Raw genomic sequence first — 26,185 nt, forward strand, 5'->3', positions numbered from 1 at the left:
TTTACGACTGCTGCGCAGCCGAGCGGGAGCAAGCTCCCTCGCCACAAAAGCGTTCTCGCCAGCGGGGAGTCAGTTACTGATCGCCAGGATGCTCGCCTGATACGAGCCCACGAACACATCGAAATCCCCCACCTCGTTCTGTTCCAGCTCGGCCTGCTGGACCAATGACTTACGGGCAGTTTCCTCGAACGTCGCTTGCTCCTGGGCAGGCAACGGCTCGGCGCGGAAGAATTCGGCGTGGGCCTTGCTCTGGCGCAGGGAGAACTGGGCGAAGCTTTCCTGGTGTTCGGCCATGGCGGCCAGCACCTGGGCGGAAGGGGTCAAGGACGGATCGCGGACTTTCGCCAGTTGCGCGTCCAGGGCCTGGCGGTGGGCATCGCCACCCTGGCTCTGGTCGAGCAACGAGGCCAGCGGGGCGATTTTTTCCAGCAATTCGACGGCCCAGGCCTGCATATCCACCGCTTGGCCCTGACGCTGCAATTGCAGGCCAGGCTTGCGGCCTTCCTTGACCACGGTCAGGAAGTTGCTGGTGGCGTTGCCGCATTCGTTGTTTTCCAGCTGCGGGCTGTCGTTGAGGCCGCAATACAGCAGGAACGCATCGAGGAAGCGCGACTCGGTGAGGTCGATGCCCATCGGCAGGAACGGGTTGATGTCCAGGCAACGCACTTCGACGTACTGGATACCCCGGGCCATCAAGGCCTGGATCGGCCGCTCGCCAGTGTAGGTCACGCGTTTGGGGCGGATGTTGGAGTAGTACTCGTTTTCGATCTGCAGGATGTTGGTGTTGAGCTGCACCCACTCGCCGTTCTGGTGCGTGCCGACTTCGACGTACGGTGCGTAGGGCGTCGCCACCGCTTTGCGCAGGCTGTCGGTGTAGCTCGCCAGGTCGTTGTAGCACGGCGTGAGGCCGGCTTGGGCGTTGCTTTGGTAACCCAGGTCGCTCATGCGCAGGCTGGTGGCGTAGGGCAGGTACAAGGTGTCCGGATCCAACTGCTCCAACTGGTGCGGACGGCCTCGCAGGAAACCGATGTCCAGGGCCGGCGAGGCACCGAACAGGTACATCAGCAACCAGCTGTAGCGGCGGAAATTGCGGATCAGTGCGATGTAGGCTGACGACTGGAAGTCACGGTCGCTCACATCGGCGGCTTCGTCCTGCCGGAGCAGCGGCCAGAGTTTTTCCGGCAGGGAAAAGTTGTAGTGGATACCGGCAATGCACTGCATGGTCTTGCCGTAGCGCAGGGCCAGGCCCTGGCGATAGACGTACTTGAGCCGACCGATATTCGAGGTGCCGTAATACGCGATCGGGATGTCTTCTTCCGCCGGCAACGGGCACGGCATCGAGGGGCTCCACAAGTACTCGTCGCCGAGCTTGCTGTAGGCAAACCGGTGGATCTTGTCGAGGCTGCGCAGGGTATCGGCCGGGTCGGCCAGGGCCGGCGTGATGAATTCCAGCAGCGACTCGGAATAGTCGGTGGTGATCTGTTCGTTGGTCAGCGCCGAACCCAGGGCCTTGGGATGCGGGGTCTGCGCCAGGCGCCCATCGCCAGTGACGCGCAGGCATTCACGCTCGATGCCGTGCAGGCACTGTTCGAGCAGGGAGAGGTTGGCGCGCTCGCCGAGCAGGGCCAGGCGGCGGTTTAAAAGGTCGCTCAAGTTGAATTCCTTCACGCGTCAGTCGCCCCAATATGGGGGTGGGCAAGACGGTCTACAAGGGTGAAGTTAAAACTGGCGTTTTCGCCTGGTTTTTGTGCCAAAAGCCAGCCACCGCAACCTTACTGTGGGAGCGAGCTTGCTCGCGATAGCGGTATGTCAGTCAACTTTATATTGACTGGTCCACCGCTATCGCGAGCAAGCTCGCTCCCACAAGGGGTTTCGGCGCGGTATTCATGGCATCGAAATTAACTCAAATCGATGACAGGGAGCTATAGGACAGCGAACGTGCCTTGCGCTTTTGCGACCAGTTTGTCGCCTTGCACCACCTCGGCCTCGACCACCAGCGTGCGCCGGCCGGGGTGGATGACCCGGGCGGTGCACAACACGTCGCCGTCGGACACGGCGCGAATGTAATTGATCTTGCATTCGATGGTCGCGCTCTGCTGGTCAAAGCCATGGACACTGGAGCAGGCCAGTCCCATGGCAATGTCCACCAAGCTGAACAGCGCGCCGCCGTGCAGCTTGCCGCCGCGGTTGCGCAACGGCGGCTTGAGGCTCAGGGCGACTTGCGCCACCCCATCCCCAAGGCTCTGCAGACGGCAGCCGAGCAGCTTGAAGAACGCGCTCTCCACCAACCCGGCCGGTGCGTCCATCAGCGTTTCTTCAACTGCTTGGCATTGGCGAACAACGAAGCCATGGCGTTGTTCGCCGGGGCTGCGGTGGCGGTTTCCTTGCGTGGCGCGGTGTTTTGCGACTGGCGTGGCGTCGAGCCAGGACGCGCACCACGGGCACCGTCGACTTTCTCGCCCGGCGTGTCGCTCATGCGCATCGACAGGCCGACGCGTTTGCGCGGGATGTCGACTTCCATGACCTTCACTTTCACCACATCACCGGCCTTCACCGCTTCGCGCGGGTCCTTGATGAACTTCTCGGACAAGGCCGAGATGTGTACCAGACCGTCCTGGTGCACGCCGATATCGACGAAGGCACCGAAGTTGGTGACGTTGGTCACTACGCCTTCGAGGATCATGCCCGGTTGCAGGTCCTTGAGGTCTTCGACGCCGTCCTGGAACTCGGCGGTCTTGAACTCGGGACGCGGGTCGCGGCCCGGTTTCTCCAGTTCTTGCAGGATGTCGGTCACGGTCGGCAGGCCGAAGGTTTCGTCGGTGAATTTCTTCGGATCCAGGCGCTTGAGGAACGCGGCATCACCGATCAGCGAGCGGATGTCGCGGTCGGTCTGGGCGGCGATACGTTGCACCAGCGGGTAGGCTTCAGGGTGGACCGCCGACGAGTCCAGCGGATTGTCGCCATTCATGACTCGCAGGAAACCGGCGGCCTGTTCGAAGGTTTTCTCGCCCAGGCGTGGAACCTTCTTCAGCGCGGCGCGGGTCTTGAACGCGCCGTGTTCGTCACGGTGGGTGACGATGTTCTGCGCCAGCGTGGCGTTCAGGCCGGAAATGCGCGCCAACAGCGCCACCGAAGCGGTGTTAACGTCCACGCCCACGGCGTTCACGCAATCTTCCACCACGGCGTCCAGGCCGCGCGCCAGTTTCAGTTGGGAGACGTCGTGCTGGTACTGGCCGACACCGATGGATTTAGGGTCGATCTTCACCAGCTCTGCCAGTGGATCCTGCAGGCGACGGGCGATGGACACCGCGCCACGGATCGACACATCCAGGTCCGGGAATTCCTTGGAAGCCAGTTCCGACGCCGAGTAAACCGAAGCGCCGGCCTCGGAGACCATGACCTTGGTCATCTTCATGGCTGGGTATTTCTTGATCAGCTCGGCGGCCAGCTTGTCGGTCTCACGGCTGGCGGTGCCGTTGCCGATGGCGATCAGGTCCACCGAATGCTTGGCGCACAGGGCGGCGAGCACGGCGAGGGTCTGGTCCCACTTGTTGTGCGGCACGTGCGGGTAGACCGTGGCGTGGTCCAGCAGTTTGCCGGTGGAATCCACTACGGCCACCTTGCAACCGGTGCGCAGGCCCGGGTCAAGGCCCAGGGTGGCGCGCGGCCCGGCCGGCGCGGCCAGCAGCAGGTCGTGCAGGTTGTGGGCGAACACGTTGATCGCCTCGGTCTCGGCGTTGTCGCGCAACTCGCCCAGCAGGTCGGTTTCCAGATGGGTATAGAGCTTGACCTTCCAGGTCCAGCGCACCACTTCGGCCAGCCATTTGTCGGCGGCGCGGTTCTGGTTCTGGATGCCAAACTGCTGGCCGATCATGCCTTCGCACGGGTGCATGGTGCCGGGCAGTTCTTCGCCGACCTTCAGGGCGGAACTGAGGATGCCTTCGTTGCGACCACGGAAAATCGCCAGGGCGCGGTGGGACGGCATGCTCTTGAGCGGCTCGTCGTGTTCGAAGTAGTCGCGGAACTTCGCGCCTTCCTCTTCCTTGCCGGCGATGACCCGGGCGCTGAGGGTGGCTTCCTGCTTGAGGTAGCTGCGCAGCTTTTCCAGCAGGTTGGCGTCTTCGGCGAAACGCTCCATGAGGATGTACTTGGCGCCTTCCAGCGCCGCCTTCACGTCCGCCACGCCTTTTTCGGCATCGACGAAGCGCGCGGCTTCGGTTTCCGGGGCCAGGGTCGGGTCGTTGAACAGACCGTCGGCCAACTCGCCGAGGCCGGCTTCCAGAGCGATCTGGCCCTTGGTGCGGCGCTTTTGCTTGTAGGGCAGGTACAAGTCTTCGAGACGGGTCTTGGTGTCGGCCAACTTGATGTCGCGCTCGAGTTGCGGGGTCAGCTTGCCCTGCTCCTGGATGCTGGCAAGGATGCTGATGCGCCGTTCGTCGAGTTCTCGCAGGTAGCGCAGGCGCTCTTCCAGATGCCGCAATTGGGTGTCATCGAGGCTGCCGGTCACTTCTTTCCGGTAACGGGCGATGAAAGGCACCGTGGAGCCTTCATCGAGTAGCGCGACGGCCGCTTCGACCTGTTGTGGGCGTACACCGAGTTCCTCGGCGATGCGGCTGTTGATGCTGTCCATAAAACCACCTGACAAATTGTGAAATCAGGCTCGCCACCGCGCAAACGGGGCTCGGCGAGACTGGTTGAGCGGCCTGGCATGCGCCGCTGCCTGGGTCAAAAGGCTGCCTGTTGACCCGCGAAATTCAAAAAGTGCTGCCTGGCCAAAGATAATAAGGCGCGGCGCCGATCCGGCGATCCGGTCTGCCCTGGCACAAAGGGCCGCGCATTATAACCAGCGTTCCGCTGTTCGGGGGCGTTGTGGAATGTGGCTTTGATGGGAGGTTTGCTGGAGATCGAGGAAAAATCTGCTAACAATGCACACGGTACGTATAACGGCAGCTAGGCCATAATGCGCGCCGAGATCAAAGGAGCTTCCTATGAGCAGCACTGCACAAACTGCTGAAGGCGAAAAAATTCTGATTGTTGACGACGATCCAGGGCTGAGCAGCCTGCTGGAGCGTTTTTTCGTCAGCAAGGGCTACCGCGCCCGCACCGTCCCGAACACCGAGCAAATGGACCGGTTGCTGGCCCGTGAAGTGTTCAATCTGGTCGTACTCGACCTGATGCTACCCGGCGAAGACGGCCTGACTGCCTGCCGCCGCCTGCGCGGCGCCAACAACCAGATCCCGATCATCATGCTCACCGCCAAGGGCGACGAGCTGAGCCGTATCAAGGGCCTTGAACTGGGCGCCGACGATTACCTGGCCAAGCCGTTCAACCCCGACGAGCTGATGGCCCGCGTCAAGGCGGTGCTGCGTCGCCAGTCGGCACCGGTGCCGGGTGCGCCGGGCAGCGAAGACGAAAGCGTGACCTTCGGCGACTATGAACTGTCCCTGGCCACCCGCGAGCTCAAGCGCGGCGATGAGGTCCACATGCTCACCACCGGTGAGTTCGCCGTGCTCAAGGCCCTGGTGATGAACGCCCGCCAGCCGCTGACCCGCGACAAACTGATGAACCTGGCCCGTGGCCGTGAGTGGGATGCGCTGGAGCGCTCCATCGACGTGCAGATTTCCCGCCTGCGCCGGATGATCGAGCCCGATCCTTCCAAGCCGCGGTACATCCAGACCGTCTGGGGCGTCGGTTACGTGTTCGTGCCGGATGGCGCCGCCAGCAAGTGATCGGCGATTTGTAGGAGCGGGTGGCCTGGCCGGTTGAAATGTCTTCTTCCAGGCGACTCGCGGTCTGTCATTGTGCGAGCATCGCTCGCTCCTGCAAGTGTGTAGCGGTTATTCATGAAAACCCCCGTGTGGTTCCCCCAGAGTTTCTTCTCCCGCACCCTCTGGCTGGTGCTGATCGTCGTGCTCTTCTCCAAGGCACTGACGTTGGTGTACCTGCTGATGAACGAAGACGTGCTCGTGGACCGGCAGTACAGCCATGGTGTTGCTCTGACCCTACGGGCTTATTGGGCGGCGGACGAAACCAACCGGGCGAAAATCGCCGAGGCGGCGACGCTGATCCGCGTCTTCGGTGCCGGCGTGCCGGTGGGCGAGCAGCACTGGCCGTACAGCGAGATTTATCAACGCCAGATGCAGGCCGAACTGGGCGCCGATACCGAGGTGCGATTGCGCATGCATTCGCCGCCGGCGCTTTGGGTGCGAGCCCCGAGCCTGGGGGATGGCTGGCTGAAGGTGCCGCTGTATCCGCATCCGCTGCGCGGTCAGAAAATCTGGAACGTGCTCGGCTGGTTCCTGGCCATCGGCCTGCTGTCGACTGCGTCGGCGTGGATCTTCGTCAGCCAGCTCAACCAACCGTTGAAGCGCCTGGTCTACGCCGCTCGGCAACTGGGCCAGGGGCGCAGCGTGCGGCTGCCCATCAGCGATACGCCCAGCGAGATGACTGAGGTCTACCGTGCCTTCAACCAGATGGCCGAGGATGTAGAACAGGCCGGGCGCGAGCGCGAATTGATGCTTGCGGGCGTCTCCCACGACCTGCGTACGCCGCTGACCCGGCTGCGGCTGTCGCTGGAGTTGATGGGTGAGCACACCGACCTGACCGACGAGATGGTCCGCGACATCGAGGATATGGACGCGATTCTCGACCAGTTCCTGGCGTTCATTCGCGACGGACGTGATGAGTCCGTGGAAGAGGTGGACCTCAGCGAGTTGGTGCGGGAAGTGGTCGCGCCCTATAACCAGAACGACGAGAAAGTGCAGTTGCGCCTGGAACCGATCCAGCCGTTTCCATTACGCCGGGTGTCGATGAAGCGTTTGCTGAACAACCTGATCGGCAATGCCCTGAACCATGCCGGTGCTGGCGTCGAAGTCGCGGCCTATGTCTCCGGCGACACCAGCGCGCCCTACGTGGTGCTGAGCGTCATGGACCGTGGCGCCGGCATCGATCCATCGGAGCTGGAAGCCATCTTCAATCCCTTCACCCGGGGCGATCGCGCCCGTGGGGGGAAGGGCACGGGGCTGGGCCTGGCCATCGTCAAGCGCATCGCCTCGATGCACGGCGGCAACGTCGAGCTGCGCAACCGCGCCGGTGGTGGATTGGAAGCTCGGGTGCGGTTGCCGTTGGGCTTGATGCTGCCTCGGGATGCGGTGTAGCGATCTCTCTCAAGCAAGACAGAGAAGCTGTGGAAGCAAGCTCGGCTCCCACAGGGATTTGTGTTGAATCAGCCCTTGCCCTTGGTCCGGGTCATGTTCGGCCCGCCATTCTTTTCCAGATGCTCGATAATGATCCCCGCCACGTTCTTGTTCGTGGTGGTCTCGATGCCTTCCAGGCCCGGCGAGGAGTTGACCTCCATCACCAGCGGCCCGTGGTTGGAGCGCAGGATATCCACGCCGGCCACGGCCAGGCCCATGACCTTTGCGGCCCGCAGGGCGGTCATGCGCTCTTCCGGCGTTATCTTGATCAGGCTGGCGCTGCCGCCGCGATGCAGGTTGGAGCGGAACTCACCGGGCTTGGCCTGGCGTTTCATCGAGGCAATCACCTTGTCGCCAACCACGAAGCAGCGAATGTCTGCCCCACCGGCTTCCTTGATGTATTCCTGGACCATGATGTTCTGCTTCAGGCCCATGAACGCTTCGATCACCGACTCCGCCGCCGTCGCGGTCTCACACAGGACCACGCCGATGCCCTGGGTGCCTTCCAGCACCTTGATTACCAGCGGTGCGCCGTTGACCATCGCAATCAGGTCGGGAATATCGTCGGGGGAGTGGGCAAAACCGGTGACCGGCAGGCCGATCCCACGCCGTGACAGCAACTGCAACGAGCGCAATTTGTCCCGGGAACGGGCGATGGCCACCGACTCGTTGAGGGGAAACACCCCCATCATTTCGAACTGGCGCAACACCGCGCAGCCATAGAACGTCACGGATGCGCCGATCCGCGGGATCACCGCGTCGAACCCTTCCAGCGGTTTGCCACGGTAATGGATCTGCGGCTTGTGGCTGGCGATGTTCATGTAGGCGCGCAGGGTGTCGATCACCACCATTTCATGGCCACGTTCGGTCCCTGCTTCGACCAAGCGACGGGTGGAATACAGACGCGGATTACGCGACAGCACAGCGATCTTCATGCAACACCTGTGGCAGAGGTAGTGGACACCGGGAATGCCGGCTTGTCTTGAACGTATTTGCTACCCGGATTGACCACCAGTTGGCCGTCGATCAAGGCTTTGGAACCCAGTAACAGGCGATATCGCATGGATTTGCGGCAGGCCAGGGTGAACTCGACCCGCCAGATCCGGTCGCCCAGCGCCAACGTGGTGCTGATCACGTAGCGGACCTGCGCGTGACCGTTGGAACTCTTGATGGTCTTGCGCGCCACCAGGGGGGCTTCGCAGCGGCGATGGCGCAACTGCACCACCGTGCCGAGGTGCGCGGTGAAGCGTACCCACTTTTCGCCATCGCGCTCGAAGGGTTCGATGTCAGTGGCATGCAGGCTGGAGGTGCTGGCCCCGGTGTCGATTTTTGCCCGCAGGCCCGCGACTCCCAGATCCGGGAGCGCCACCCACTCGCGCAGACCGACAACGGTCAAATGGTCAAAAATCTTCAATAAAAAAACCTGCGATCAGTGCATCGGATCGTGGACTCCGCGAATCGCGGTATTCACGCAGAATAATCACAAAATGGCGACAGTTATCTACGCACTTGTTTGTGCGTGTAACCGATTCCGACCCCTGCGATGCGTATGGCGTCGGTTTGACGGGCATTCTATCCGTCGGGCCGGATTCGTGCGCCCGACAAAAACGGTAGTACAGTTCCGGCTATTGGCAGAAAAGAGGAATGGCAGTGGCACAAAAAAAGGAAGAGGACGACAAGGTCCGTCTCGATAAATGGTTATGGGCGGCGCGATTCTACAAGACGCGGGCCCTGGCCAAGACCGCCATCGAAAGCGGCAAGGTCCATCACCGCGGAGAACGTTGCAAGCCGGGCAAGGAGCCACGTATCGGCGATGAGTTTGTCATCCGCACCGGGTTCGATGAAAAGACCGTGGTGGTCGAGGCCCTGTCGATCGTGCGGCGCGGCGCGCCTGAAGCACAGGCGCTGTATCGTGAAACCGAAGCCAGCATCGCCAAGCGCGAAGCCGCCGCCGCGCAACGCAAGGCCGGCGCCCTGGGGGTCAGCACCGACGGCAAACCGAGCAAGAAGCAGCGCCGGGACCTGTTCAAGTTTCATGGCAGCAACAACGAATAAAGCACCGGTCATGTCACCCGTGGCGAGGGAGCTTGCTCCCGCTGGCTCTGTAGGAGCTGGCGAAGCCTGCGATCTTTTGATCTTGATCTTGATCTTTCGCTCTGGACTCAACTGTCTGGGGAAAGATCGCAGCCTCGTTGCACTCGACAGCTCCTACACAGCTCCTACGCAGCGTCTACAGGTAGGTGGTCAATCCCTTCCCGTCAGGCAAACCCAAGCCTTGCTTGGAACCCATCCTGAATGCCCCTAAAATGCCTGCCATCATTTGTCATCACCTCAGATACCAGACCCTATGACTGATTTACCGGATACCGACTACACCCAGCGTTTCATCTTCGATGACAGCGACGCCCGTGGCGAGCTGGTGGCGTTGGAGCGTAGCTACGCCGAAGTCCTCGCCAAGCACCCGTATCCTGAGCCGGTCGCACAAATGCTCGGCGAGCTGATGGCGGCCGCAGCGTTGCTGGTGGGCACCCTGAAGTTCGATGGCTTGCTGATTCTCCAGGCGCGTTCCGACGGTCCGGTGCCGTTGCTGATGATCGAGTGCTCCAGCGAGCGTGAGATCCGTGGCCTGGCCCGGTATGAGGCCGAACAGATCGCGCCCGACGCCACCCTGGCCGACATGATGCCCAACGGCGTGCTGGCTTTGACGGTCGATCCGACCCAAGGCCAGCGTTACCAGGGCATCGTCGATCTGGATGGGGCAACCCTGGCTGAATGCTTCACCAACTACTTCGTCATGTCCCAGCAGACCAATACCCGCTTCTGGCTCTACGCCGACGGGCGGCGCGCGCGTGGTTTGCTGCTGCAACAACTGCCTGCCGATCGCCTGCGCGACCCGGAAGAACGTGATGCCAGCTGGCAGCACATCACCGCTCTGGCCAGCACCTTGAGCGCCGATGAGCTACTGGGCCTGGACAACGAAACGGTGCTGCATCGCCTCTACCACGAGGAGCAGGTGCGCTTGTTCGACGGTCAGCCGTTGCGCTTCCAATGCAGTTGCTCTCGTGAACGTTCCGGCAATGCGCTGGTCAGTCTGGGTCTGGAAGATGCGCAGCAACTGGTGATCGAGCATGGCGGTGCCATCGAAGTCGACTGCCAGTTCTGCAACGAACGCTACCTGTTCGACGCGGCGGACATCGCTCAATTGTTCGCCGGTGCGGGTGTCGACACACCGTCAGATACTCGACACTAAAACGGTTCAGCGCAGGTAAATCTCCTGGCAAACGCCGGATTTACGCCGTACTGACGGGAGGGCCCTACTCTTTTTGGGGTTTTCTGGCATAATCCGGCCCACTTTTTTCGGGTAGTAGTGCGCGACTTCCTACTACAAAACGTTTGGAGCACTCGGCCACGGGCCGACGGGGAATCTCATGACGCAAGCCAATAACGCCGTGTACACCGATCTGAGTGTCGATGATCTGGTCAAAGAAGCCCTGAATCGCGGTGAAGGCGAGCTTGCCGATACTGGCGCGCTGGTTGTTCGTACCGGTCATCGTACCGGTCGCTCGCCAGTCGACCGTTTCATTGTGGAAGAGCCAACCACCCAGGACGCCATCGCCTGGGGCCCGATCAACCGCAAGTTCCCGGCCGACAAGTTCGATGCCCTGTGGAGCCGCGTTGAAGCCTACCTGGGCGAGCGCGAGCGTTTTGTATCCCATGTGCATGTAGGCTCCGATCCTGCGCACTACCTGCCGGTCAAGATGACCACCGAGACGGCGTGGCACAACCTGTTCGGCCGTTGCCTGTTCATCAACCCCGAGCAGTACAACGCCGGCGGCAAGGACGAATGGCAGATCCTCAACGCGCCGAATTTCGTTTGCGAGCCTGAGCGCGACGGCACCAACTCCGATGGCACCGTGATCATCAACTTCGCGGCCAAGAAAGTGCTGATCGCCGGCATGCGCTACGCCGGTGAGATGAAAAAAGCCCTGTTCTCCGTGCAGAACTTCCTGCTGCCGGCTGTTGACGTGCTGCCGATGCACTGCGCCGCGAACATGGGCGAAGAGGGCGATGTGACCCTGTTCTTCGGCCTGTCGGGCACCGGCAAGACCACCCTGTCCGCCGATGAAAGCCGTTACCTGATCGGTGACGACGAGCACGGTTGGGGCGTGGGCGTGGTCTTCAACATCGAAGGCGGTTGCTATGCCAAGTGCATCGACCTGTCCGAGAAGAACGAGCCGGTCATCTGGAAAGCCATCCAGCACGGTGCCGTACTGGAAAACGTCGTCCTGGACCCCGTCACCAAGAAAGCCGACTACGCCGACGACAGCCTGACCCAGAACAGCCGCGCCGCCTACCCGCGTGAGCTGATCGAAAAACGCGCACCGAAAAACCTCGGTGGCGAGCCAAACGCTGTAATCTTCCTGACCTGCGACCTGACCGGCGTGTTGCCGCCTGTGTCGATCCTCAGCGAAGAACAAGCCGCCTACCACTTCCTGTCCGGCTACACCGCACTGGTGGGCTCGACCGAAATGGGTTCGGGCAGCGGCATCAAGTCGACCTTCTCCACCTGCTTCGGCGCCCCGTTCTTCCCGCGTCCAGCCGGTGAATACGCTGAGCTGCTGATCAAGCGCATCCGTGGTTTCGGCTCCAAGGTCTACCTGGTCAACACCGGTTGGACCGGCGGTGGCTACGGCGTCGGCAAGCGCTTCAACATCCCGACCACCCGTGCTGTGATCGCAGCGATCCAGAGCGGCGCGCTGATCGGTGCTGAAACCGAACACCTGGACATCATCAACCTGGACGTGCCGCTGGCAGTTCCAGGCGTCGAGACTGGCCTGTTGAACCCACGCAACACCTGGGCCGACAAAGCCGCCTACGATGAAGCCGCCAAGGCATTGGCCGGTCTGTTCATCGAGAACTTCAAGAAGTTCGACGTGAGCGACGCGATCAAGGCGGCAGGTCCACAGCTGTAAGGCTTGGTTGTTGAATAAAAAACCGCCCTTCAATGGGCGGTTTTTTATGGGCGGTTAGTTAGGTGCGTAGGGGCTGGAAACTGTCATTATTCCAGCTGAAATCGAGCCAGACAGCCAGAATAATGCCACTTAAGGTGCTCAAATCACCTCGTTCTCCTCCACTTCCCGCGTATCCCATTTCTGTGCCTTGATCGCCTTGTAAAGCATGCCGATGGTCAGTGGCAGCTTGTTCCCCCGGCCCTTGGCCCTGCGCTTTTGAAACACATCGAATCCTTCAGGCTGGAAATAGCGGTAGGCGTCGTAGTCGATGAATTCGATGGCGAACCGTTCCTCCACTGCTTCCATCAGATGCCGAGCGTCCGCGCCGTCACAACCCCAGTCGAGATTGATCGCAGTGTCCAGGCGAATCGTCTTGCGTTCAGGCAGGCCGATTTCTTCGTGGAGCAGCTCCATGAGCTGGCGCATGGCGTGATCGTCGGGGAAGTCTGGGGCGAGGTGCATGGTGAGGTTTCCGGGGTGTTGGCGTGTGTTCGTCTGGGGGGAAAGTTTAGGGGGAATCGCTGGTCATTGGAAAAAGAAGAAAGATCTCACAATGGTCTCGGAACCGTCTGCTGAGTATTTCCCTGGCCGCTCGGTAAGGTTCGCCAACGCCCTTTTAACGGGGGTTAACGGCGACCAAGCAGGGATGAGCATGACGAAACGGAAGGCCGGCGTTCCGCAAGTCTGGGAGCATTACGGTGGCGATCGGGGCTACAGGATCCTGCGGGACATGACCCCCAGCGAACTGGCAAAAAGAGACGACGATCAACAGGCCTATGAGGCCATGCTCGCCAGGCAGACGGCGTACATGAGCGAGCGTTTGACCCAGGTCCGCGAAGCATCACCTTCCGACGTGAAGGGCTGTGTATTTGCCAAGTCCTGCAAGCTGCCTGATTCGGTGATCGACTATCACAACCCGAGCGGCTACATCCCGACTGAAGCCCTGAGGGAGTACGGCCAATTTACCTTGTTGGGCGGGCGTCAAGCTGACGAGTCAGGGCGCATTCAGCTCAAGAATATCAGTGGGTCGTTGCCGGCAAGCTTCGGCTCGTTTGCCTTGGGTAGGGCGATGCCGGTTTCCCTTGGTGTGGCGGCGGGGGCTGCTGGCGCGGTCACTGCACCCGTGGCGGCGGGTGTACTGATCGGCCTGGTGGGGCTGCTGATGCCCACGAGCCTGGGTGACGGTTCGTTGTACACCGAAGAGCAACTGCGCTCCCTGGAGCAGGCACGTACGCGGGTGCGGTTGCACGTCGAGACCCAGGCCGATGGCACGCTCAAGGGATACGGCTATAACACCCAGGCACGACGTGACTGGGAAATGATCCCGGTGGTGACGTTCCAGGCTCGCGGCGAGCAACAAGTGGCGGACTTTGGCGATGGGGTCGAGTTGATCTGGACGCCTGCGGTCGATCCATCCGCGACGTTGGGCATCCCGGCGCTGGAGGCCGCGCCACAGGCTCCGCACATCTGGATTTTTCCGCCGACACCTGCGGCGGACAGCATCATCGTCAACCCGATCTATCCGCCGGAGTATAAGGATTTCATTCTTGTGTTTCCGGCGGATTCTGGGGTTTCGCCGTTGTATATCGTGCTCAGCATTTCTGATCACAAATATTACCCGACCCCGACAGGCGTACTTCCTGCTTTTCCCGACCTTGTTCGCGGTCGCTCTAAAACTCCCGTACAAGGAGGTGGAGGATTACGTCCACGTTGGCACGACCGCAAAGGTAATATTTATGAATGGGACCGGCAGCATGGCGCTCTTGAAAAGTACAACCCGCGTGGAAAACATTTAGGTGAGTTCAATCACATCACGGGCGAGCAGACCAAAAAAGCAGATAAGGCAAGGAAGGTAGAGCCATGAGTTTTGGGGTGTTGGGTTTTTATCCTGGCAAGGATGAGCTGGTATTTGAGCAGAGCATCAGCTTGTCGGTGGAAGACTTGAAGCCTGTGATGCAATGGGCAGGTAGCAATGATCACATCGGTGCGGACTTCAGACTTTCAGCAGAGCAGGTGCTTGAAATTGAGCGATTGGCCTCATTGAATTTTCCGCAGGGGCTGGATCTTTATTTAACGTCTTATGACTGAACGCCAAGCTCAAACGGTCAGTTATCAAACGTTTTCGCGCTTGCGTTGCCTGTTGAGTCGATCCGCGTCGCGGCCATTCAGGCTGTATCATCCCGTATCGATTCAACCCCGACCTTTTCTCGACTCGCCGCAGTGTCCCGCTAGGCTTTGGGCATCGCAGCAGTCAAAGGAGCGACCGCGCATGCACAGCACCCTGGAACAGGTTTTCGGTTATCCACAGTTTCGTCCCGGTCAGGAGGCGGCCATCGGCGCCGTGCTTGCCGGTCGGTCGGCGGCGGCCATCTTTCCCACCGGATCGGGCAAGTCCCTGTGTTATCAATTGTCGGCCCTGCTCTTGCCGCACCTGACGCTGGTGGTCTCACCGTTGCTGGCGTTGATGCAGGACCAGTTGGCGTTCCTCCAGCGCCACGGCATCGCGGCGGCCAGCATCGATTCGGCCCAGAGCCGTGACGAAGCCAACGACGCCATGGCGCGGGCCCGTTCGGGTGAGTTGAAGATCCTGATGATTTCCGTGGAGCGCTTGAAGAACGAGCGCTTTCGCAATTTCCTGCAGCAGGTTCCGATCTCGTTGCTGGTGGTGGACGAGGCCCACTGCATTTCGGAATGGGGGCATAACTTCCGACCTGATTACCTCAAGCTTCCCGACTACCAGCACCAGTTCAATATTCCCCAGGTATTGCTGCTGACGGCCACCGCGACACCCAAGGTCATCGCCGACATGCAGACGAAATTCGCCATCGCTGCCGCCGATGTGGTGACGACCGGTTTCTACCGACCGAACCTCAATCTGCTGGTCGAGCCCGTGCGTGGTGCCGACAAGCGCGCGCGACTGGTGCAGTGGTTGGGCGAGCGTGCCGGGCAGCCGAGCATCGTCTACGTCACCTTGCAGCGAACCGCCGAGCAGATCGCTGAACACTTGGGGCGGCACGGTATCCAGGCCGAGGCCTATCACGCCGGTTTGCCCCATGAACAGCGCGAAACCATCCAGCGGCGATTCATGGGCGGCCAATCCAATTGCATCGTCGCGACCATCGCCTTTGGCATGGGCATCGACAAGAGCGACATCCGCAACGTCGTGCATTTCGACTTGCCCAAGTCCATCGAAAACTACAGCCAGGAGATCGGCCGCGCGGGACGGGACGGGAAGCCCTCCGATTGCCTGGTGCTGGCCAACCGCGACAGCCTCAACGTGCTGGAGAACTTCGTGTATGGCGATACGCCGGAGCTTACCGGCATTCGTTGCGTGCTCGATGAACTGAAGGCCGCGGCAGCCGACGGGCAGTGGGAATTCTTGTTGGGACCGCTGGCGGACCAGAGCAACATCCGGCAACTGCCGCTCAAGACGCTGCTGGTCCAGTTGGAATTGCGCCGGCTGATCGCGCCGCGTTATGCCTATTTCGCCGAGTACCGCTTCAAGTTCCTGACCGAGCCGCACGAGCTGCTGGAGCGCTTCGAAGGTGAGCGACGGGACTTCGTCGCGGCCATCATCCAAACCTCCAGTCGCGCCCGGAGTTGGGCCACGGTGGATTTTGACGGGATGTACCAGCAGTATCGCGCTGAGCGTAATCGGGTGGTGAAGGCGCTGGATTATTTCCAGGAAAAGGGCTGGATCGAGCTGGAAAGCAAACAGATGACCGAGGTGTACAGCGTGCTGGAAGCGGATCTGGATGCGCAGCTCTTGAGCACCGAGCTACACGCCTACTTCACCCGGCACGAACACGGTGAGATCGCGCGGATCCACGCCATGCTCGAATTGTTCGCCACTGCCCGTTGTCTGGGTCATCGCTTGGCGGAGTACTTCGGCGACGGCAATGCGCCACGCCAGTGCGGCCATTGTTCGGTGTGCCATGGGCATGTCGCCCGCCTGCCGGAGCCGCCCGTATTGCCGGCGCTTGTGGATAAAAATTTCGAGGCGCTGTGTGGCGATTTTATCCACACGCATGAGCAGCACAGCGGCAGCGTGCCGTCTGCCGAGCGCCTCACCCGGTTCCTGTGCGGAATCAGCGTGCCACTGTTCACCCGTTTGAAGGCACGGAAGATCCATGGGTATGCCGCACTGGAAACGTATCCATACGCTGAAGTTCGCCAGTGGGCCCAAGCGCACCTGTGAGCTGCATCCATCCGCTGAATGCCCCTCATCACACGAATAAATTTCAAAAATATTCGTTGGCTGACTAAGGTGAAGGCTGTCTTCGGATCGCCAAAACAAGAGAGCAGACATGAGCCAGACACCCTTCGATATTCAGCGCGCCGCGGTGGTCGGTGCAGGCACCATGGGACGGGGCATCGTGATGTGCCTGGCCAATGCCGGCGTGGCGGTGCAATGGGTCGACAACAATCCGCAAATGCTCGAGCAAGCGTTGGCCGCCGTAGCCGAGACCTACGCCCATGGCGTGCGCCAGGGCCGTATCGACCAGGGTGAGGCGGATGCGCGGATCGCCCGGGTGACGCGGGCACAGGATTACGCGGCGATCCGCGACGTGGACCTGGTGATCGAGGCGGTCTACGAAAACCTGGAGCTCAAGCAGACTATCTTTCGCGAGCTGGACGGCCTGCTGAAGCCCGAGGCGATCCTGGCGAGCAATACGTCGGCACTGGACATCGATGCCATCGCCGCTGTCACTCGCAGGCCAGCCCAAGTCCTGGGCCTGCATTTCTTCAGCCCGGCGCACATCATGAAGCTGCTGGAAATCGTCCGCGGTGCGCAAACCTCCAAAGCGGTTCTGGACGCGGCCTTGGTGCTGGGCAAGCGCATGGGCAAGGTCAGCGTGATATCGGGCAACTGCCATGGTTTCATCGGTAACCGGATGCTCCACCCGTATGTGCTGGAAGCGCGCAAGATGCTGCTGGAGGGGGCGTTCCCCTACCAGGTGGATGCGGCGTTGCAAGGCTTCGGCTTCGCCATGGGGCCGTTCCGCATGTACGACGTCGTCGGCATCGACCTGGAATGGCGTGCCCGTGAGCTGGCGGGGAAGGGCCAGGACGCGCCCGAGGTGCAAGTGGACAATCGTTTGTGCGAACTGGGGCGGTTCGGCCAGAAAAGCGGCAATGGGTACTATCACTACGAGCCGGGCAGCCGACAGGCCGAGCATGACGTCGAGGTCGATGCGCTGGTGCTGCGGGTCAGCGAAGCGTTGGGGTTCCAGCGTCGCGAGATCGGCCCGGAGGAAATCCTTGAGCGCTGCTTGCTGGCGCTGGTCAACGAGGGGGCGAAGATCTTGCAGGAAGGTATTGCCGAGTCGGCCCATGATATCGACCTGGTCTACCTCAACGGCTATGGCTTTCCCGCGGAAAAGGGCGGGCCGATGGCCTGGGCCGACGGGCAGGGGCTGGAAGCTATCCACGAGCGCCTGCTGGAGCTCGAAACGAAGCAGGGTGACCAGTGGCAGCCCGCGCGCCTGATCGGCGAACTGGCGGCGCAGGGCAAGGGGTTCGCGAGCCGGTAGGCCGTCATCCTGAAGTCATTGAACAACCATGAAGAGCACTTGATGCCCCAACGTAGCGAATACCCACACTTGCAACCCATCACCACGCGTTGGCACGACAACGATGTGTACGGTCACGTCAACAACGTTACCTACTACAGCTTTTTCGATACCGCCGTGAATACCTACCTGATCGAGGTCGGTGGCCTGGATATCCATGACGGAGAGGTGGTGGGGTTCGTGGTGAGTTCGGCCTGCGACTATTTTGCCTCGATCGCCTTTCCAGACCGGATTGAAATCGGCCTGCGGGTCGGCAAGTTGGGCAGCAGTTCGGTGCAGTACGAGCTGGCGGTGTTCAAGGCGGGCGAGGAAGAGGCCTGCGCGGCGGGGCGTTTTGTCCACGTATTCGTGGATCGGACATCGAATCGGCCGGTGGCGATTCCGGATCGGCTGCGTGGGGCGATGGAGCGTTTGGTGGTCTGAAACAAAAATCGCAGCCTCCGGTCAGGCTCTGTGAAGAGCTGCCAAAGGCTGCGATCTTTTACCGGCAGGTATCAAAGCCAGCGATCAATCGTCGTAATAACGATGTTTATGCTTGTGCTTGCGATGCCCATAGGCATGGCCGCGACCCGGATGGCCGTCACGGTAGTAGCGGCGGTCGCCACGGCGGCCGTCATAACGGCGGTCATCGTCATCGTCCTTGCCCATGTAGTTACCCAGGGCGCCACCCGCGCCACCGCCCGCTGCCGCACCGATCAGACTGCCGGTGCTGCCGCCGACGCTACGGCCGACCACGTTACCGCCGGCCGCACCCAGCGCGCCGCCGATTGCCGCTTCGCCGCGGCTGTGTCTGTCTGCACCGACTGCACTACCGCCTGCACCGCCCAGCGCCGCGCCGATAGTGGAACCGGTATTGCCGCCCAGGGACTGGCCGACGACCGAACCCAAAACCCCGCCTAATGCGCCGCCCACACCTGCTTCGGCAGTACCACCGGCGGAAGCGATGCCACTGGCCAGGCTAAGGGACAACAAGAGAATGGAGGAGAACTTCATAGAGGAGCCTCAAAGGGATGACGGCGCGATCCTGAGGCTGGCTTCGCTTGCTTACAATCGAAATCCGACGAGTAGCACGACTTGTGCACAATTCTCTAAGTTATTGTTTTTCGGTGGGAACTTAAGGTGAATTGGCCGGTCTTTAGCTACTTGAGACAGGCCGTTTTCCATGGGAAACGGCCTTTTTTGTGCCCGTTCGAAAAGTCGTTTGTGGCGAGGGAGCTTGCTCCCGTTGGGGCGCGAAGCGGCCCTGAAGCTTAGCATCTCGGCGTGTCAGGTGAATGGATGGAAGGGGCTGCTACGCAGCCCAGCGGGAGCAAGCTCCCTCGCCACACGACCACCATGATCCAAAAGGTTGTATCAAGCCGACTTGGCCAGGATCAGTCCGTTCTCACTCGCCGCTTCCAGGCGGATCGCGACGAATTTCGACGTCGGCGTATGGCTGCCATCACCGGTGCTTTCCAGCGGGACCAGCGGGTTCACCTCAGGGTAGTAGGCCGCAGCCTGCCCGGCCGGAATGTCGAACGCCAGCAAGGTGAAACCCTTGACCCGGCGCTCGCGACCGTCTTCCCAGAGCGAGACGATGTCAGCTTTCTGCCCCGGCTTGAAGCCCAGGCGAATGATGTCCGCTTCGTTGACGAACAACACGTCGCGCTGGCCCTTTACACCGCGATAGCGGTCGTCGAGGCCGTAAATAGTGGTGTTGTACTGATCGTGGGAACGCATGGACTGCATGATCAGGTCGGGCAACTGGCCGGTGGCACGGGTGCGCTCATGCACGAGGTCGGTCGGCAACAGGTTCGGCTTGAAGTTGGCGCGGCCCGACGGGGTGTTCCAGCGTCGCGAGCCGGCGCTGTTGCCCAGGTAGAATCCGCCGGGGTTCTTCAGCTTTTCGTTGAAGTCCTTGAAGCCGGGGACGGTCTCGGCGATCAGGTCGCGAATGCGGCTGTAGTCGGCCACCAGCCAGTTCCAATCCACCGGGCGGCTACCCAGAGTGGCGGCGGCGATGCCGGCGACGATCCACGGTTCCGAGCGCATCTGGTTCGACAGTGGCTGCAACTGACCCATGGAGGCATGCACCATGCTGAAGGAGTCTTCCACGGTCACCGCTTGCGCGCCTTCGGTTTGCAGGTCGATGTCGGTGCGGCCCAGGCACGGCAGGATCAGCGCGTCCTTGCCGTGGGCCAGGTGGCTGCGGTTGAGCTTGGTGCTGATCTGCACTGTCAGATCGCAATTGGCCAGGGCCTGGAACGTGCGGTGGCTGTCCGGCGTGGCTTGGGCGAAATTGCCGCCCAGGGCGATGAATACTTTCGCCTGGCCGTCGGCCATGGCGTGGATCGCCTCGACCACGTTGTGGCCGTTCTCACGCGGAACCTTGAACTGGAAGCGCCGCTCCAGCGTGTCGAGGAACGCCACTGGCGGACGTTCGTTGATACCCATGGTCCGGTCGCCCTGCACGTTGCTGTGGCCGCGGACCGGGCAAAGGCCAGCGCCTGGCCGGCCAATGTTGCCGCGCAGCATCATCACGTTGGCGATCTCCTGGATGGTCGCCACCGAGTGACGGTGCTGGGTGATGCCCATCGCCCAGCACATGATCACGTTCTTGCTTCTGGCGTACATGCGCGCGGCCTGTTCGATTTCGACCAGGGTCAGGCCCGATTGCTCGACGATCTGCGCCCAAGGCGTATCGTCGACCGCTGCCAGGTAATCCAGCACGTTGGCACTGTGTTCGTTGAGGAACGCGTGGTCGAACACGGCCGGCGCACCGCTGTCCTGGGCCTCCCGCTCCCATTGCAGCAAGAACTTCGCCATGCCGCGCAAGATCGCCATGTCCCCCCCCAGGGCCGGGCGGAAATACGCGGTGTTGGTCGGCTTATTGCCGTTGGTGAGCATTTCGATCGGGCTCTGCGGATGCTGGAAGCGCTCCAGGCCACGCTCCTTGAGCGGGTTGATGCAGATCACTTGGGCGCCGCGCTTCACCGCCTCGCGCAGTGGTTCGAGCATCCGCGGATGATTGGTGCCAGGGTTCTGGCCCCAGACGAAAATCGCGTCGGCGTGCTCGAAGTCGTCGAATGTCACCGTGCCCTTGCCCACGCCCACGCTCTGGGCCAGCGCTACGCCGCTGGCCTCGTGGCACATGTTCGAGCAGTCAGGGAAATTGTTGGTGCCATAGGCGCGTACGAACAGTTGATACAAATAGGCCGCTTCGTTGCTGGCCCGGCCCGAGGTGTAGAACTCGGCCTGGTTGGGGCTGGACAGCCCTTGCAGGTGCTTGCCAACCAGGGCGAACGCCGCTTCCCAACTGATGGGCTTGTAGCGGTCGGTTTCGGCATCGTAGCGCATTGGCTCGGTCAGGCGACCTTGGTATTCGAGCCAGTAGTCGCTCTGTTCCAGCAGCGAGGTCACGCTGTGCCTGGCGAAAAATGCGGCATCGACACGGCGCTTGGTAGCCTCCCAGTTCACGGCCTTGGCGCCGTTCTCGCAGAACTTGACCATGCCGCTTTCCGGCGAGTCGCCCCAGGCACAGCCCGGGCAGTCAAAACCGCCGTTCTGGTTGGTCTTGAGCATCATGCGGATGTTTTTCAGCGCGTTGTCGCTGGTCAACCAGGCCTGAGCGACACTGATCAGCGCACCCCAACCACCGGCTGGGCCCTTGTAGGGCTTGTAGCGTGGTACGGGTTTCTGGTCGGCTTGTTGATGATTGCTCACGCTTGTTTCTCCATCGCAGGGCTGTAGACCCGCGGCGCACTTTTTTGCGGCAGGTGGATGAGGTTGAGGTTGTGTTGACGGGCCCATTGCACGGCGAGGCCCGTGGGCGACGACAGGCTGACCAGGGTCTGGATGCCGGCGCGCAGTACTTTCTGGATCAGTTCGAGGCTGCAACGGCTGGTGACGATCGCCACGCCACCGGCCACCGGGATTTGTTGCCGGATCAGCGCGCCGATCAGTTTGTCGAGGGCGTTGTGCCGACCAATGTCTTCGCGACCCAGGAGCAACTCACCCTGGGCATTCATGAACAAGGCTGCATGCACCGCGCCGCAATGTTGGCCCAAGGGCTGGAACTGACCGATACGGTCACGCAGGCCATCGAGCCATTGCGCGGCAGGCAAGGGCGCGCCGGGCAGCACCTTGAGGTTGGGCAAGGCCTGTTCCACCGCTTCCACACCGCACAACCCGCAGCCACTGGTGCCCGCCAACTGTCGGCGTTGCTGCTTGAGGTTCCAGAAGGCGCGGTTGGCGATGGTCACTTGGGCGTAGTGCGCGGCACCTGTGCCGCTCAGTTGCAGGTCATAGATGTCCGATGAGTCTTCAATGATGCCGCTGCCGAGGCTGAAGCCGACGATGAAGTCTTCAAGGTCGGTGGGCGTGACCAGCATGACCGCCTGGCTGATGCCGTTATAGGCAATCGCCAGCGCCACTTCCTCGGCCAGCGCGGTGCTGTCCGATTGGGCGTGGTCCAGATTGCAGTAGCGATAGCTCTGGCTGGCGGCCGGCGCGGATGTTTCCATCCCAGGCGCTGGACTGACCGGAGGCTTGTCGTTCATAGGCATCACTGAAAGTAGGAATAGTGCTAAGACTAAATGCGGCAATCTGCCACGTCTAATCGCTATTACTGATCTTCCAATAGATGACGTCGATCAAGAAGTCATCGATGATTTCTGATAGAGGGCAAAACAGGCCTCGGCCAACGCCGAGCGGGGGGCGCCGCGTCGCATGATCAGGCCCAGCGAAACCAGCGTCTGGGCGTTTTCAATGGGCTGGATGCGCAAGTCTTCGGTCAGGACATTCAGGCCGCTGTCCAGGGGCATCACCGCGCAACACAATCCGCCATGCACAGCTTGTAACAATTGATGCACCGCGTCGGTTTGCAACAGCGGTTGGGGCGTCAGACCCCGGCTGTGGAAATTGTGGTCGATGGACTGACGAAAATGCATGCCGCTGGTGAGCATGCCCAGCGGCAGTTCGATCAGCGCCTCCCAGCTCAGCGGTTGTTCACCGAAAAAGAAATACCGCTGGTCGTAAAGCAAACCCATGCGGGTGGGGCTGAAGGGCAGGGCCTCGAAGCGTTCATTGTCCAGCCGCTCCAAGTAGGAGATGCCCAGGTCGATGCGGTTGTTCGCCAACTGTTCGAGGATGCGTTCGGAACTCAGGGACGACAATTCGAAACGCAAGCTGGGGTGCTCGGTGTGCAAGCGCTGCATCATCGCCAGCGGGTCGAAGTCCGACAACGGCACCACGCCCAGGCGCAGCGTGCCCACCAGGTTGCCGCGGCAGGCCGCTGCTTCGGCCTGCAGCCCGTCATAGGCCGCCAGCACCGTGCGTGCCCAGGCCAGCACCCGTTCCCCCGGCGCGGTAAAACCTTCAAAGCGCTGGCCGCGGTTGACCAATGGCAGGTCGAGTTCTTCTTCAAGGCTGCGCAGGCGCATCGACAGCGTCGGCTGGGTGATATGGCAACGTGCGGCGGCTTGGCCGAAGTGACGGGTTTCGTCCAGCGCGATGAGAAATTTCAGCTGCTTGATGTCCATCTTCGCTCCAGGGCGCGGGAAGGTTCGGATTCTAGCGCTTGCGCGTGGCGGGGTCATTGGTCGGCTGGGAACCGGGTTCGTCTCGCCTGGTCTAGTCTTTGCGTCTGGACACTTAAATCAAGGAGCGTGTGCCATGAGTATCTTTAGCTTTGTGAAGGAAGCCGGTGAAAAGCTGATCGACCTGCTGACCCCCGGTAACGCCAATGCCAGCGAACAACTGAAAGAGCACATTGCAAAGGTCGGCCTGGGTAATCCGAATGTACAGGCGACCATCGAGGGCGACAAAGTCATCGTCACAGGTGAAGTGGCGAGCCAGGAAGAGAAGGAAAAAATCCTGTTGGCGGTGGGTAATATCGCCGGTGTCGGTAGCGTAGACGACCAGATCACCGTGACTGGCCCAGTGGCACAAGCGGCGCGCTTCGTGACTGTGAAGAAGGGGGACACCCTCAGCGCCATCTCCAAGGCCGAGTACGGCGACGCGAACAAGTACAACAAGATCTTCGAGGCCAACAAACCGATGCTGTCGCATCCGGACAAGATCTACCCGGGGCAGGTGCTGCGTATCCCTGAATAACTTCCAGGGCTGTGGTGCCTTCATCGCGAGCAAGCTCGCTCCCACAGGTTTTTTTGGTTCGCCGCGAAACCAGTGTGGGAGCGAGCTTGCTCGCGATGAAGGCACCACGGTTCAGAGCCCTTCGATCAAATCGCGATAATCCCCCAATGCCTCGAACTCCCCCGTATCCTTCGGTCCCTTGCGACTGTCCGGCTCGCTGACGGCCAGCAGGTGCGCCACGCCGAAATCCCGGGCGCTGCGCAACACCGGGAGGGTGTCGTCGATGAACAGGCTGCGGGCCGGGTCGAAATTCAGGTCGGCTTGCAGTGCGTCCCAGAACTGCGGGTTTTCCTTGGGGAAGCCGTAGTCGTGGGAGCTGATCAAACGCTCGAAGTAGGGGGCCAGTTCGATGCGCTCCAACTTCAAGGACAACGAATCGCGGTGGGCATTGGTGATCATCACCACGCGTTTGCCGGCGCGCTGAATCGCGGCCAGGAATGTATCGGCGTCCGGGCGCAAGGCGATCAGGTGGGCGGTTTCCAACTTCAGTTCGCGCACCGGCAGTTTCAGCTCGGCGCTCCAGAAATCCAGGCAATACCATTGCAACTGGCCGGCGTTGCGCTCGAACAATGGCTGCAGCTCCATCTCGGCCATCGCCCGGCTCACACCATGCAGGTCGGCGTAGCGCTGGGGCAGGTGTTCGAGCCAGAAGTGGTTGTCGTAATGCAGGTCCAGCAGGGTGCCGTCCATGTCCAGCAGAACCGTATCGATCTCATGCCAGGGCAGCAAGGCCATAAAACTTCTCCAGCGGTAATCGGATATCCGACACAAACAATCAGAATAGGCCGGGTATAGTAGCCCGCTATCGCCCAGGGAGCCGTTTATGCGCCAGAAACCCACCATACTCGATCGCCGGATCGTCGCTACCAGCCGCCTGTTCTGCGTGGAAGAACTGAAATTGCGGTTTTCCAACGGTGTGGAGCGCACTTATGAGCGTCTGGCGAGCAAGGGTGCAGGCTACGGCGCGGTGATGATCGTGGCGATGCTCGACGCCGACCATGCGGTGCTGGTGGAAGAGTATTGCGGTGGCACCGATGCTTACGAGTTATCCCTGCCCAAGGGCTTGATCGAGCCAGGGGAAGATGTACTGGCGGCGGCCGAGCGGGAGCTCAAGGAAGAGGCCGGTTTCGGGGCGCGACAGTTGGAACATCTGACCGAGTTGTCGCTGTCCCCCGGCTACATGAGCCAGAAGATCCAAGTGGTGCTGGCGACCGATCTGTATGAAGAGCGGCTGGAGGGCGACGAGCCCGAGCCGATGCGCGTGGACAAGGTCAACCTGCACGAGCTGTCGGCCCTGGCGCAAAACCCGCAATTCACCGAGGGCCGGGCCTTGGCGGCGCTGTACCTGGCCCGTGACCTGCTGGCCCAGCGTGGAGCGTTCCTGTCATGATATTTCCTCATTCGCTGATGGCCCCGGTGGTCGAGCTGGCGCTCAAGGCCGGCGAGGCGATCCTGCCGTTCTGGCGCGCCAACGTGTTGGTCAACCACAAGGCCGACGAGTCGCCAGTGACCGCTGCCGACATGGCGGCTCATGATGTGATCGTGGCCGGGCTGGCGGCGCTGGCCCCGGACATTCCAATCCTTTCCGAAGAAGACGCGGATATCGCCCAAAGCGTGCGGGCCGGCTGGCAACGCTGGTGGTTGGTGGACCCGCTGGATGGCACCAAGGAATTCATTTCCGGTAGCGAGGAATTCACCGTCAACATTGCCTTGGTGGAACAGGGCCGCGTGGTGTTCGGCGTGGTGTCGATGCCCACCAGTGGTCGCTTCTACGTGGGTGGCGCCGGGCTGGGTGCCTGGCGTGGTGACAAGGGGGGCGTACCTTTGCCTATCGCGGTACGTGACGCAGTGGCGCCAGGCGAGGCGTTCACCGTGGTCGCCAGTCGCCGGCACACCAGCCCGGAGCAGGAGCGCCTACTCAACGGTTTGAGCGCGAGCCTGGGTGAGCTGCAACTGACCAGTATTGGCAGCTCGTTGAAGTTTTGCCTGGTGGCCGAAGGCGCGGCGGACTGTTATCCACGGTTGGCGCCAACCTCCCAGTGGGACACCGCCGCCGCCCAGGGAGTATTGGAAGGTGCGGGAGGCGCGGTGCTGGACTTGAGCGGCGAGCCGTTCTGTTATCCACCGCGTGAGTCGCTGTTGAATGCGTCGTTCCTGGCGTTGCCGGCGAAAGCGGCGTGGCGTGGGAAGCTGTTGGAGCTGGCTCGCTCCTGAGCCCTACCTGATTCTTGTGGCAAAAGCTTTTTGTCTGGCAAGAGTGCTTTTTGCCACA

Annotated in this window: 24 protein-coding genes; 13 read left to right on the forward strand and 11 right to left on the reverse strand. The window is 61.3% G+C overall.

The features are described from left to right. Window positions 1-69: 69 nt before the first annotated feature. The 3 genes from gshA to ACLH0I_RS02350 all read right to left on the reverse strand — a co-directional run bounded on the left by gshA (window position 70) and on the right by ACLH0I_RS02350 (window position 4,630). Window positions 70-1,653, reverse strand: coding sequence for a glutamate--cysteine ligase (gene gshA / locus ACLH0I_RS02340; RefSeq protein ID WP_411386193.1), 1,584 nt, complete (start codon window positions 1,651-1,653; stop codon window positions 70-72). Between the two features lie 269 nt (window positions 1,654-1,922). Next, complete coding sequence (locus ACLH0I_RS02345) at window positions 1,923-2,306, reverse strand: PaaI family thioesterase (protein ID WP_411386194.1); 384 nt, start codon at window positions 2,304-2,306, stop codon at window positions 1,923-1,925. After that, window positions 2,306-4,630 carry a Tex family protein gene (locus ACLH0I_RS02350; RefSeq protein ID WP_411386195.1) on the reverse strand — a complete coding sequence of 775 codons (2,325 nt, stop codon included), beginning with the start codon at window positions 4,628-4,630 and terminating at the stop codon, window positions 2,306-2,308. Before ACLH0I_RS02350 ends, ACLH0I_RS02345 begins: the two co-directional genes overlap by 1 nt. Window positions 4,631-4,988: 358 nt before the next feature. On the opposite strand from ACLH0I_RS02350, the gene ompR reads away from it, so the two are divergent. Together ompR and ACLH0I_RS02360 are read left to right on the forward strand one after the other, a co-directional pair. Beyond that, entirely contained in the window at window positions 4,989-5,729 is a 741-nt protein-coding gene (gene ompR, locus ACLH0I_RS02355) for a two-component system response regulator OmpR (RefSeq protein ID WP_003196691.1), read from the forward strand. A 114-nt stretch (window positions 5,730-5,843) separates the two neighbouring features. Continuing rightward, entirely contained in the window at window positions 5,844-7,157 is a 1,314-nt protein-coding gene (locus tag ACLH0I_RS02360; RefSeq protein WP_411386196.1) for an ATP-binding protein, read from the forward strand. 68 nt (window positions 7,158-7,225) lie between these two features. Here the strand turns inward: ACLH0I_RS02360 and rimK are convergent, their stop codons facing one another. Both rimK and ACLH0I_RS02370 read right to left on the reverse strand, forming a co-directional pair. Next, window positions 7,226-8,131, reverse strand: a complete 906-nt coding sequence (rimK, locus tag ACLH0I_RS02365) for a 30S ribosomal protein S6--L-glutamate ligase (RefSeq protein ID WP_053117324.1) — start codon at window positions 8,129-8,131, stop codon at window positions 7,226-7,228. Next, window positions 8,128-8,592: an ATP-dependent zinc protease gene (locus ACLH0I_RS02370; RefSeq protein WP_186707337.1), complete on the reverse strand. Its 465-nt coding sequence runs from the start codon at window positions 8,590-8,592 to the stop codon at window positions 8,128-8,130. Before ACLH0I_RS02370 ends, rimK begins: the two co-directional genes overlap by 4 nt. A 254-nt stretch (window positions 8,593-8,846) precedes the next feature. Between ACLH0I_RS02370 and ACLH0I_RS02375 the strand changes: the two genes are divergently transcribed. The 3 genes from ACLH0I_RS02375 (at window position 8,847) to ACLH0I_RS02385 (ending at window position 12,169) form a co-directional block, all read left to right on the forward strand. Next, window positions 8,847-9,251, forward strand: a complete 405-nt coding sequence (locus ACLH0I_RS02375; protein WP_060739670.1) for an RNA-binding S4 domain-containing protein — start codon at window positions 8,847-8,849, stop codon at window positions 9,249-9,251. A 292-nt stretch (window positions 9,252-9,543) separates the two neighbouring features. Next, on the forward strand, window positions 9,544-10,446 hold the full coding sequence (gene hslO / locus ACLH0I_RS02380) for an Hsp33 family molecular chaperone HslO (RefSeq protein ID WP_411386197.1): 903 nt from the start codon (window positions 9,544-9,546) through the stop codon (window positions 10,444-10,446). Window positions 10,447-10,624: 178 nt separating this feature from the next. Further along, complete coding sequence (locus ACLH0I_RS02385) at window positions 10,625-12,169, forward strand: phosphoenolpyruvate carboxykinase (protein ID WP_186707301.1); 1,545 nt, start codon at window positions 10,625-10,627, stop codon at window positions 12,167-12,169. A gap of 138 nt (window positions 12,170-12,307) precedes the next feature. Here the strand turns inward: ACLH0I_RS02385 and ACLH0I_RS02390 are convergent, their stop codons facing one another. After that, complete coding sequence (locus ACLH0I_RS02390) at window positions 12,308-12,670, reverse strand: DUF1493 family protein (protein WP_411386198.1); 363 nt, start codon at window positions 12,668-12,670, stop codon at window positions 12,308-12,310. 190 nt (window positions 12,671-12,860) lie between these two features. Here ACLH0I_RS02390 and ACLH0I_RS02395 point away from each other — a divergent pair, with 190 nt between their 5' ends. From ACLH0I_RS02395 to ACLH0I_RS02415, 5 genes are all read left to right on the forward strand, one after another. Next, on the forward strand, window positions 12,861-14,072 hold the full coding sequence (locus ACLH0I_RS02395; protein WP_411386199.1) for a colicin E3/pyocin S6 family cytotoxin: 1,212 nt from the start codon (window positions 12,861-12,863) through the stop codon (window positions 14,070-14,072). Continuing rightward, complete coding sequence (locus ACLH0I_RS02400; protein WP_411386200.1) at window positions 14,069-14,296, forward strand: hypothetical protein; 228 nt, start codon at window positions 14,069-14,071, stop codon at window positions 14,294-14,296. The genes ACLH0I_RS02395 and ACLH0I_RS02400 overlap by 4 nt, the downstream gene beginning before the upstream one ends. A gap of 181 nt (window positions 14,297-14,477) precedes the next feature. Beyond that, window positions 14,478-16,406 (forward strand): ATP-dependent DNA helicase RecQ, encoded by a 1,929-nt coding sequence (locus tag ACLH0I_RS02405; RefSeq protein ID WP_411386201.1) that lies wholly within the window; start codon window positions 14,478-14,480, stop codon window positions 16,404-16,406. 109 nt (window positions 16,407-16,515) lie between these two features. Beyond that, on the forward strand, window positions 16,516-17,742 hold the full coding sequence (locus tag ACLH0I_RS02410) for a 3-hydroxyacyl-CoA dehydrogenase NAD-binding domain-containing protein (protein ID WP_411386202.1): 1,227 nt from the start codon (window positions 16,516-16,518) through the stop codon (window positions 17,740-17,742). Window positions 17,743-17,784: 42 nt separating this feature from the next. Beyond that, window positions 17,785-18,204, forward strand: a complete 420-nt coding sequence (locus tag ACLH0I_RS02415) for an acyl-CoA thioesterase (RefSeq protein ID WP_411386203.1) — start codon at window positions 17,785-17,787, stop codon at window positions 18,202-18,204. A gap of 84 nt (window positions 18,205-18,288) precedes the next feature. On the opposite strand, the gene ACLH0I_RS02420 is transcribed toward ACLH0I_RS02415, so the two are convergent. The 4 genes from ACLH0I_RS02420 to ACLH0I_RS02435 form a co-directional block, all read right to left on the reverse strand. After that, window positions 18,289-18,774, reverse strand: a complete 486-nt coding sequence (locus ACLH0I_RS02420) for a glycine zipper domain-containing protein (protein WP_053181061.1) — start codon at window positions 18,772-18,774, stop codon at window positions 18,289-18,291. A gap of 360 nt (window positions 18,775-19,134) precedes the next feature. Beyond that, window positions 19,135-21,483, reverse strand: a complete 2,349-nt coding sequence (locus ACLH0I_RS02425) for an FdhF/YdeP family oxidoreductase (RefSeq protein ID WP_250961851.1) — start codon at window positions 21,481-21,483, stop codon at window positions 19,135-19,137. Further along, entirely contained in the window at window positions 21,480-22,319 is an 840-nt protein-coding gene (gene fdhD / locus ACLH0I_RS02430; RefSeq protein ID WP_250961852.1) for a formate dehydrogenase accessory sulfurtransferase FdhD, read from the reverse strand. The genes ACLH0I_RS02425 and fdhD overlap by 4 nt, the downstream gene beginning before the upstream one ends. Window positions 22,320-22,412: 93 nt before the next feature. Beyond that, a complete protein-coding gene (locus ACLH0I_RS02435; protein WP_411386204.1) occupies window positions 22,413-23,300 on the reverse strand; it encodes a LysR family transcriptional regulator in 888 nt (295 codons plus the stop codon). A 133-nt stretch (window positions 23,301-23,433) separates the two neighbouring features. Here ACLH0I_RS02435 and lysM point away from each other — a divergent pair, with 133 nt between their 5' ends. Beyond that, window positions 23,434-23,874, forward strand: coding sequence for a peptidoglycan-binding protein LysM (gene lysM, locus ACLH0I_RS02440; RefSeq protein WP_186707290.1), 441 nt, complete (start codon window positions 23,434-23,436; stop codon window positions 23,872-23,874). A 111-nt stretch (window positions 23,875-23,985) separates the two neighbouring features. Here the strand turns inward: lysM and yrfG are convergent, their stop codons facing one another. After that, complete coding sequence (yrfG, locus tag ACLH0I_RS02445) at window positions 23,986-24,648, reverse strand: GMP/IMP nucleotidase (protein WP_411386205.1); 663 nt, start codon at window positions 24,646-24,648, stop codon at window positions 23,986-23,988. Between the two features lie 88 nt (window positions 24,649-24,736). On the opposite strand from yrfG, the gene nudE reads away from it, so the two are divergent. Together nudE and cysQ are read left to right on the forward strand one after the other, a co-directional pair. Further along, complete coding sequence (gene nudE, locus ACLH0I_RS02450; RefSeq protein ID WP_186707288.1) at window positions 24,737-25,303, forward strand: ADP compounds hydrolase NudE; 567 nt, start codon at window positions 24,737-24,739, stop codon at window positions 25,301-25,303. Then, window positions 25,300-26,127: a 3'(2'),5'-bisphosphate nucleotidase CysQ gene (gene cysQ / locus ACLH0I_RS02455; RefSeq protein WP_411386206.1), complete on the forward strand. Its 828-nt coding sequence runs from the start codon at window positions 25,300-25,302 to the stop codon at window positions 26,125-26,127. Before nudE ends, cysQ begins: the two co-directional genes overlap by 4 nt. Window positions 26,128-26,185 lie beyond the last annotated feature (58 nt).

Origin of the sequence: Pseudomonas sp. MPB03 (genome assembly GCF_046605385.1) — a bacterium.
GTDB classification, from domain to species: Bacteria; Pseudomonadota; Gammaproteobacteria; order Pseudomonadales; family Pseudomonadaceae; genus Aquipseudomonas; species Aquipseudomonas zanjanensis.

Bases quoted from the DNA above. Each gene is read 5' to 3' on its own strand.
- ACLH0I_RS02345 (WP_411386194.1), bottom strand. From the start codon at position 2,306: ATGGACGCACCGGCCGGGTTGGTGGAGAGCGCGTTCTTCAAGCTGCTC.
- ACLH0I_RS02350 (WP_411386195.1), bottom strand. From the start codon at position 4,630: ATGGACAGCATCAACAGCCGCATCGCCGAGGAACTCGGTGTACGCCCA.
- ompR (WP_003196691.1), top strand. From the start codon at position 4,989: ATGAGCAGCACTGCACAAACTGCTGAAGGCGAAAAAATTCTGATTGTT.
- ACLH0I_RS02360 (WP_411386196.1), top strand. From the start codon at position 5,844: ATGAAAACCCCCGTGTGGTTCCCCCAGAGTTTCTTCTCCCGCACCCTC.
- rimK (WP_053117324.1), bottom strand. From the start codon at position 8,131: ATGAAGATCGCTGTGCTGTCGCGTAATCCGCGTCTGTATTCCACCCGT.
- hslO (WP_411386197.1), top strand. From the start codon at position 9,544: ATGACTGATTTACCGGATACCGACTACACCCAGCGTTTCATCTTCGAT.
- ACLH0I_RS02385 (WP_186707301.1), top strand. From the start codon at position 10,625: ATGACGCAAGCCAATAACGCCGTGTACACCGATCTGAGTGTCGATGAT.
- ACLH0I_RS02390 (WP_411386198.1), bottom strand. From the start codon at position 12,670: ATGCACCTCGCCCCAGACTTCCCCGACGATCACGCCATGCGCCAGCTC.
- ACLH0I_RS02395 (WP_411386199.1), top strand. From the start codon at position 12,861: ATGACGAAACGGAAGGCCGGCGTTCCGCAAGTCTGGGAGCATTACGGT.
- ACLH0I_RS02400 (WP_411386200.1), top strand. From the start codon at position 14,069: ATGAGTTTTGGGGTGTTGGGTTTTTATCCTGGCAAGGATGAGCTGGTA.
- ACLH0I_RS02405 (WP_411386201.1), top strand. From the start codon at position 14,478: ATGCACAGCACCCTGGAACAGGTTTTCGGTTATCCACAGTTTCGTCCC.
- ACLH0I_RS02410 (WP_411386202.1), top strand. From the start codon at position 16,516: ATGAGCCAGACACCCTTCGATATTCAGCGCGCCGCGGTGGTCGGTGCA.
- ACLH0I_RS02415 (WP_411386203.1), top strand. From the start codon at position 17,785: ATGCCCCAACGTAGCGAATACCCACACTTGCAACCCATCACCACGCGT.
- ACLH0I_RS02420 (WP_053181061.1), bottom strand. From the start codon at position 18,774: ATGAAGTTCTCCTCCATTCTCTTGTTGTCCCTTAGCCTGGCCAGTGGC.
- fdhD (WP_250961852.1), bottom strand. From the start codon at position 22,319: ATGAACGACAAGCCTCCGGTCAGTCCAGCGCCTGGGATGGAAACATCC.
- ACLH0I_RS02435 (WP_411386204.1), bottom strand. From the start codon at position 23,300: ATGGACATCAAGCAGCTGAAATTTCTCATCGCGCTGGACGAAACCCGT.
- lysM (WP_186707290.1), top strand. From the start codon at position 23,434: ATGAGTATCTTTAGCTTTGTGAAGGAAGCCGGTGAAAAGCTGATCGAC.
- yrfG (WP_411386205.1), bottom strand. From the start codon at position 24,648: ATGGCCTTGCTGCCCTGGCATGAGATCGATACGGTTCTGCTGGACATG.
- nudE (WP_186707288.1), top strand. From the start codon at position 24,737: ATGCGCCAGAAACCCACCATACTCGATCGCCGGATCGTCGCTACCAGC.
- cysQ (WP_411386206.1), top strand. From the start codon at position 25,300: ATGATATTTCCTCATTCGCTGATGGCCCCGGTGGTCGAGCTGGCGCTC.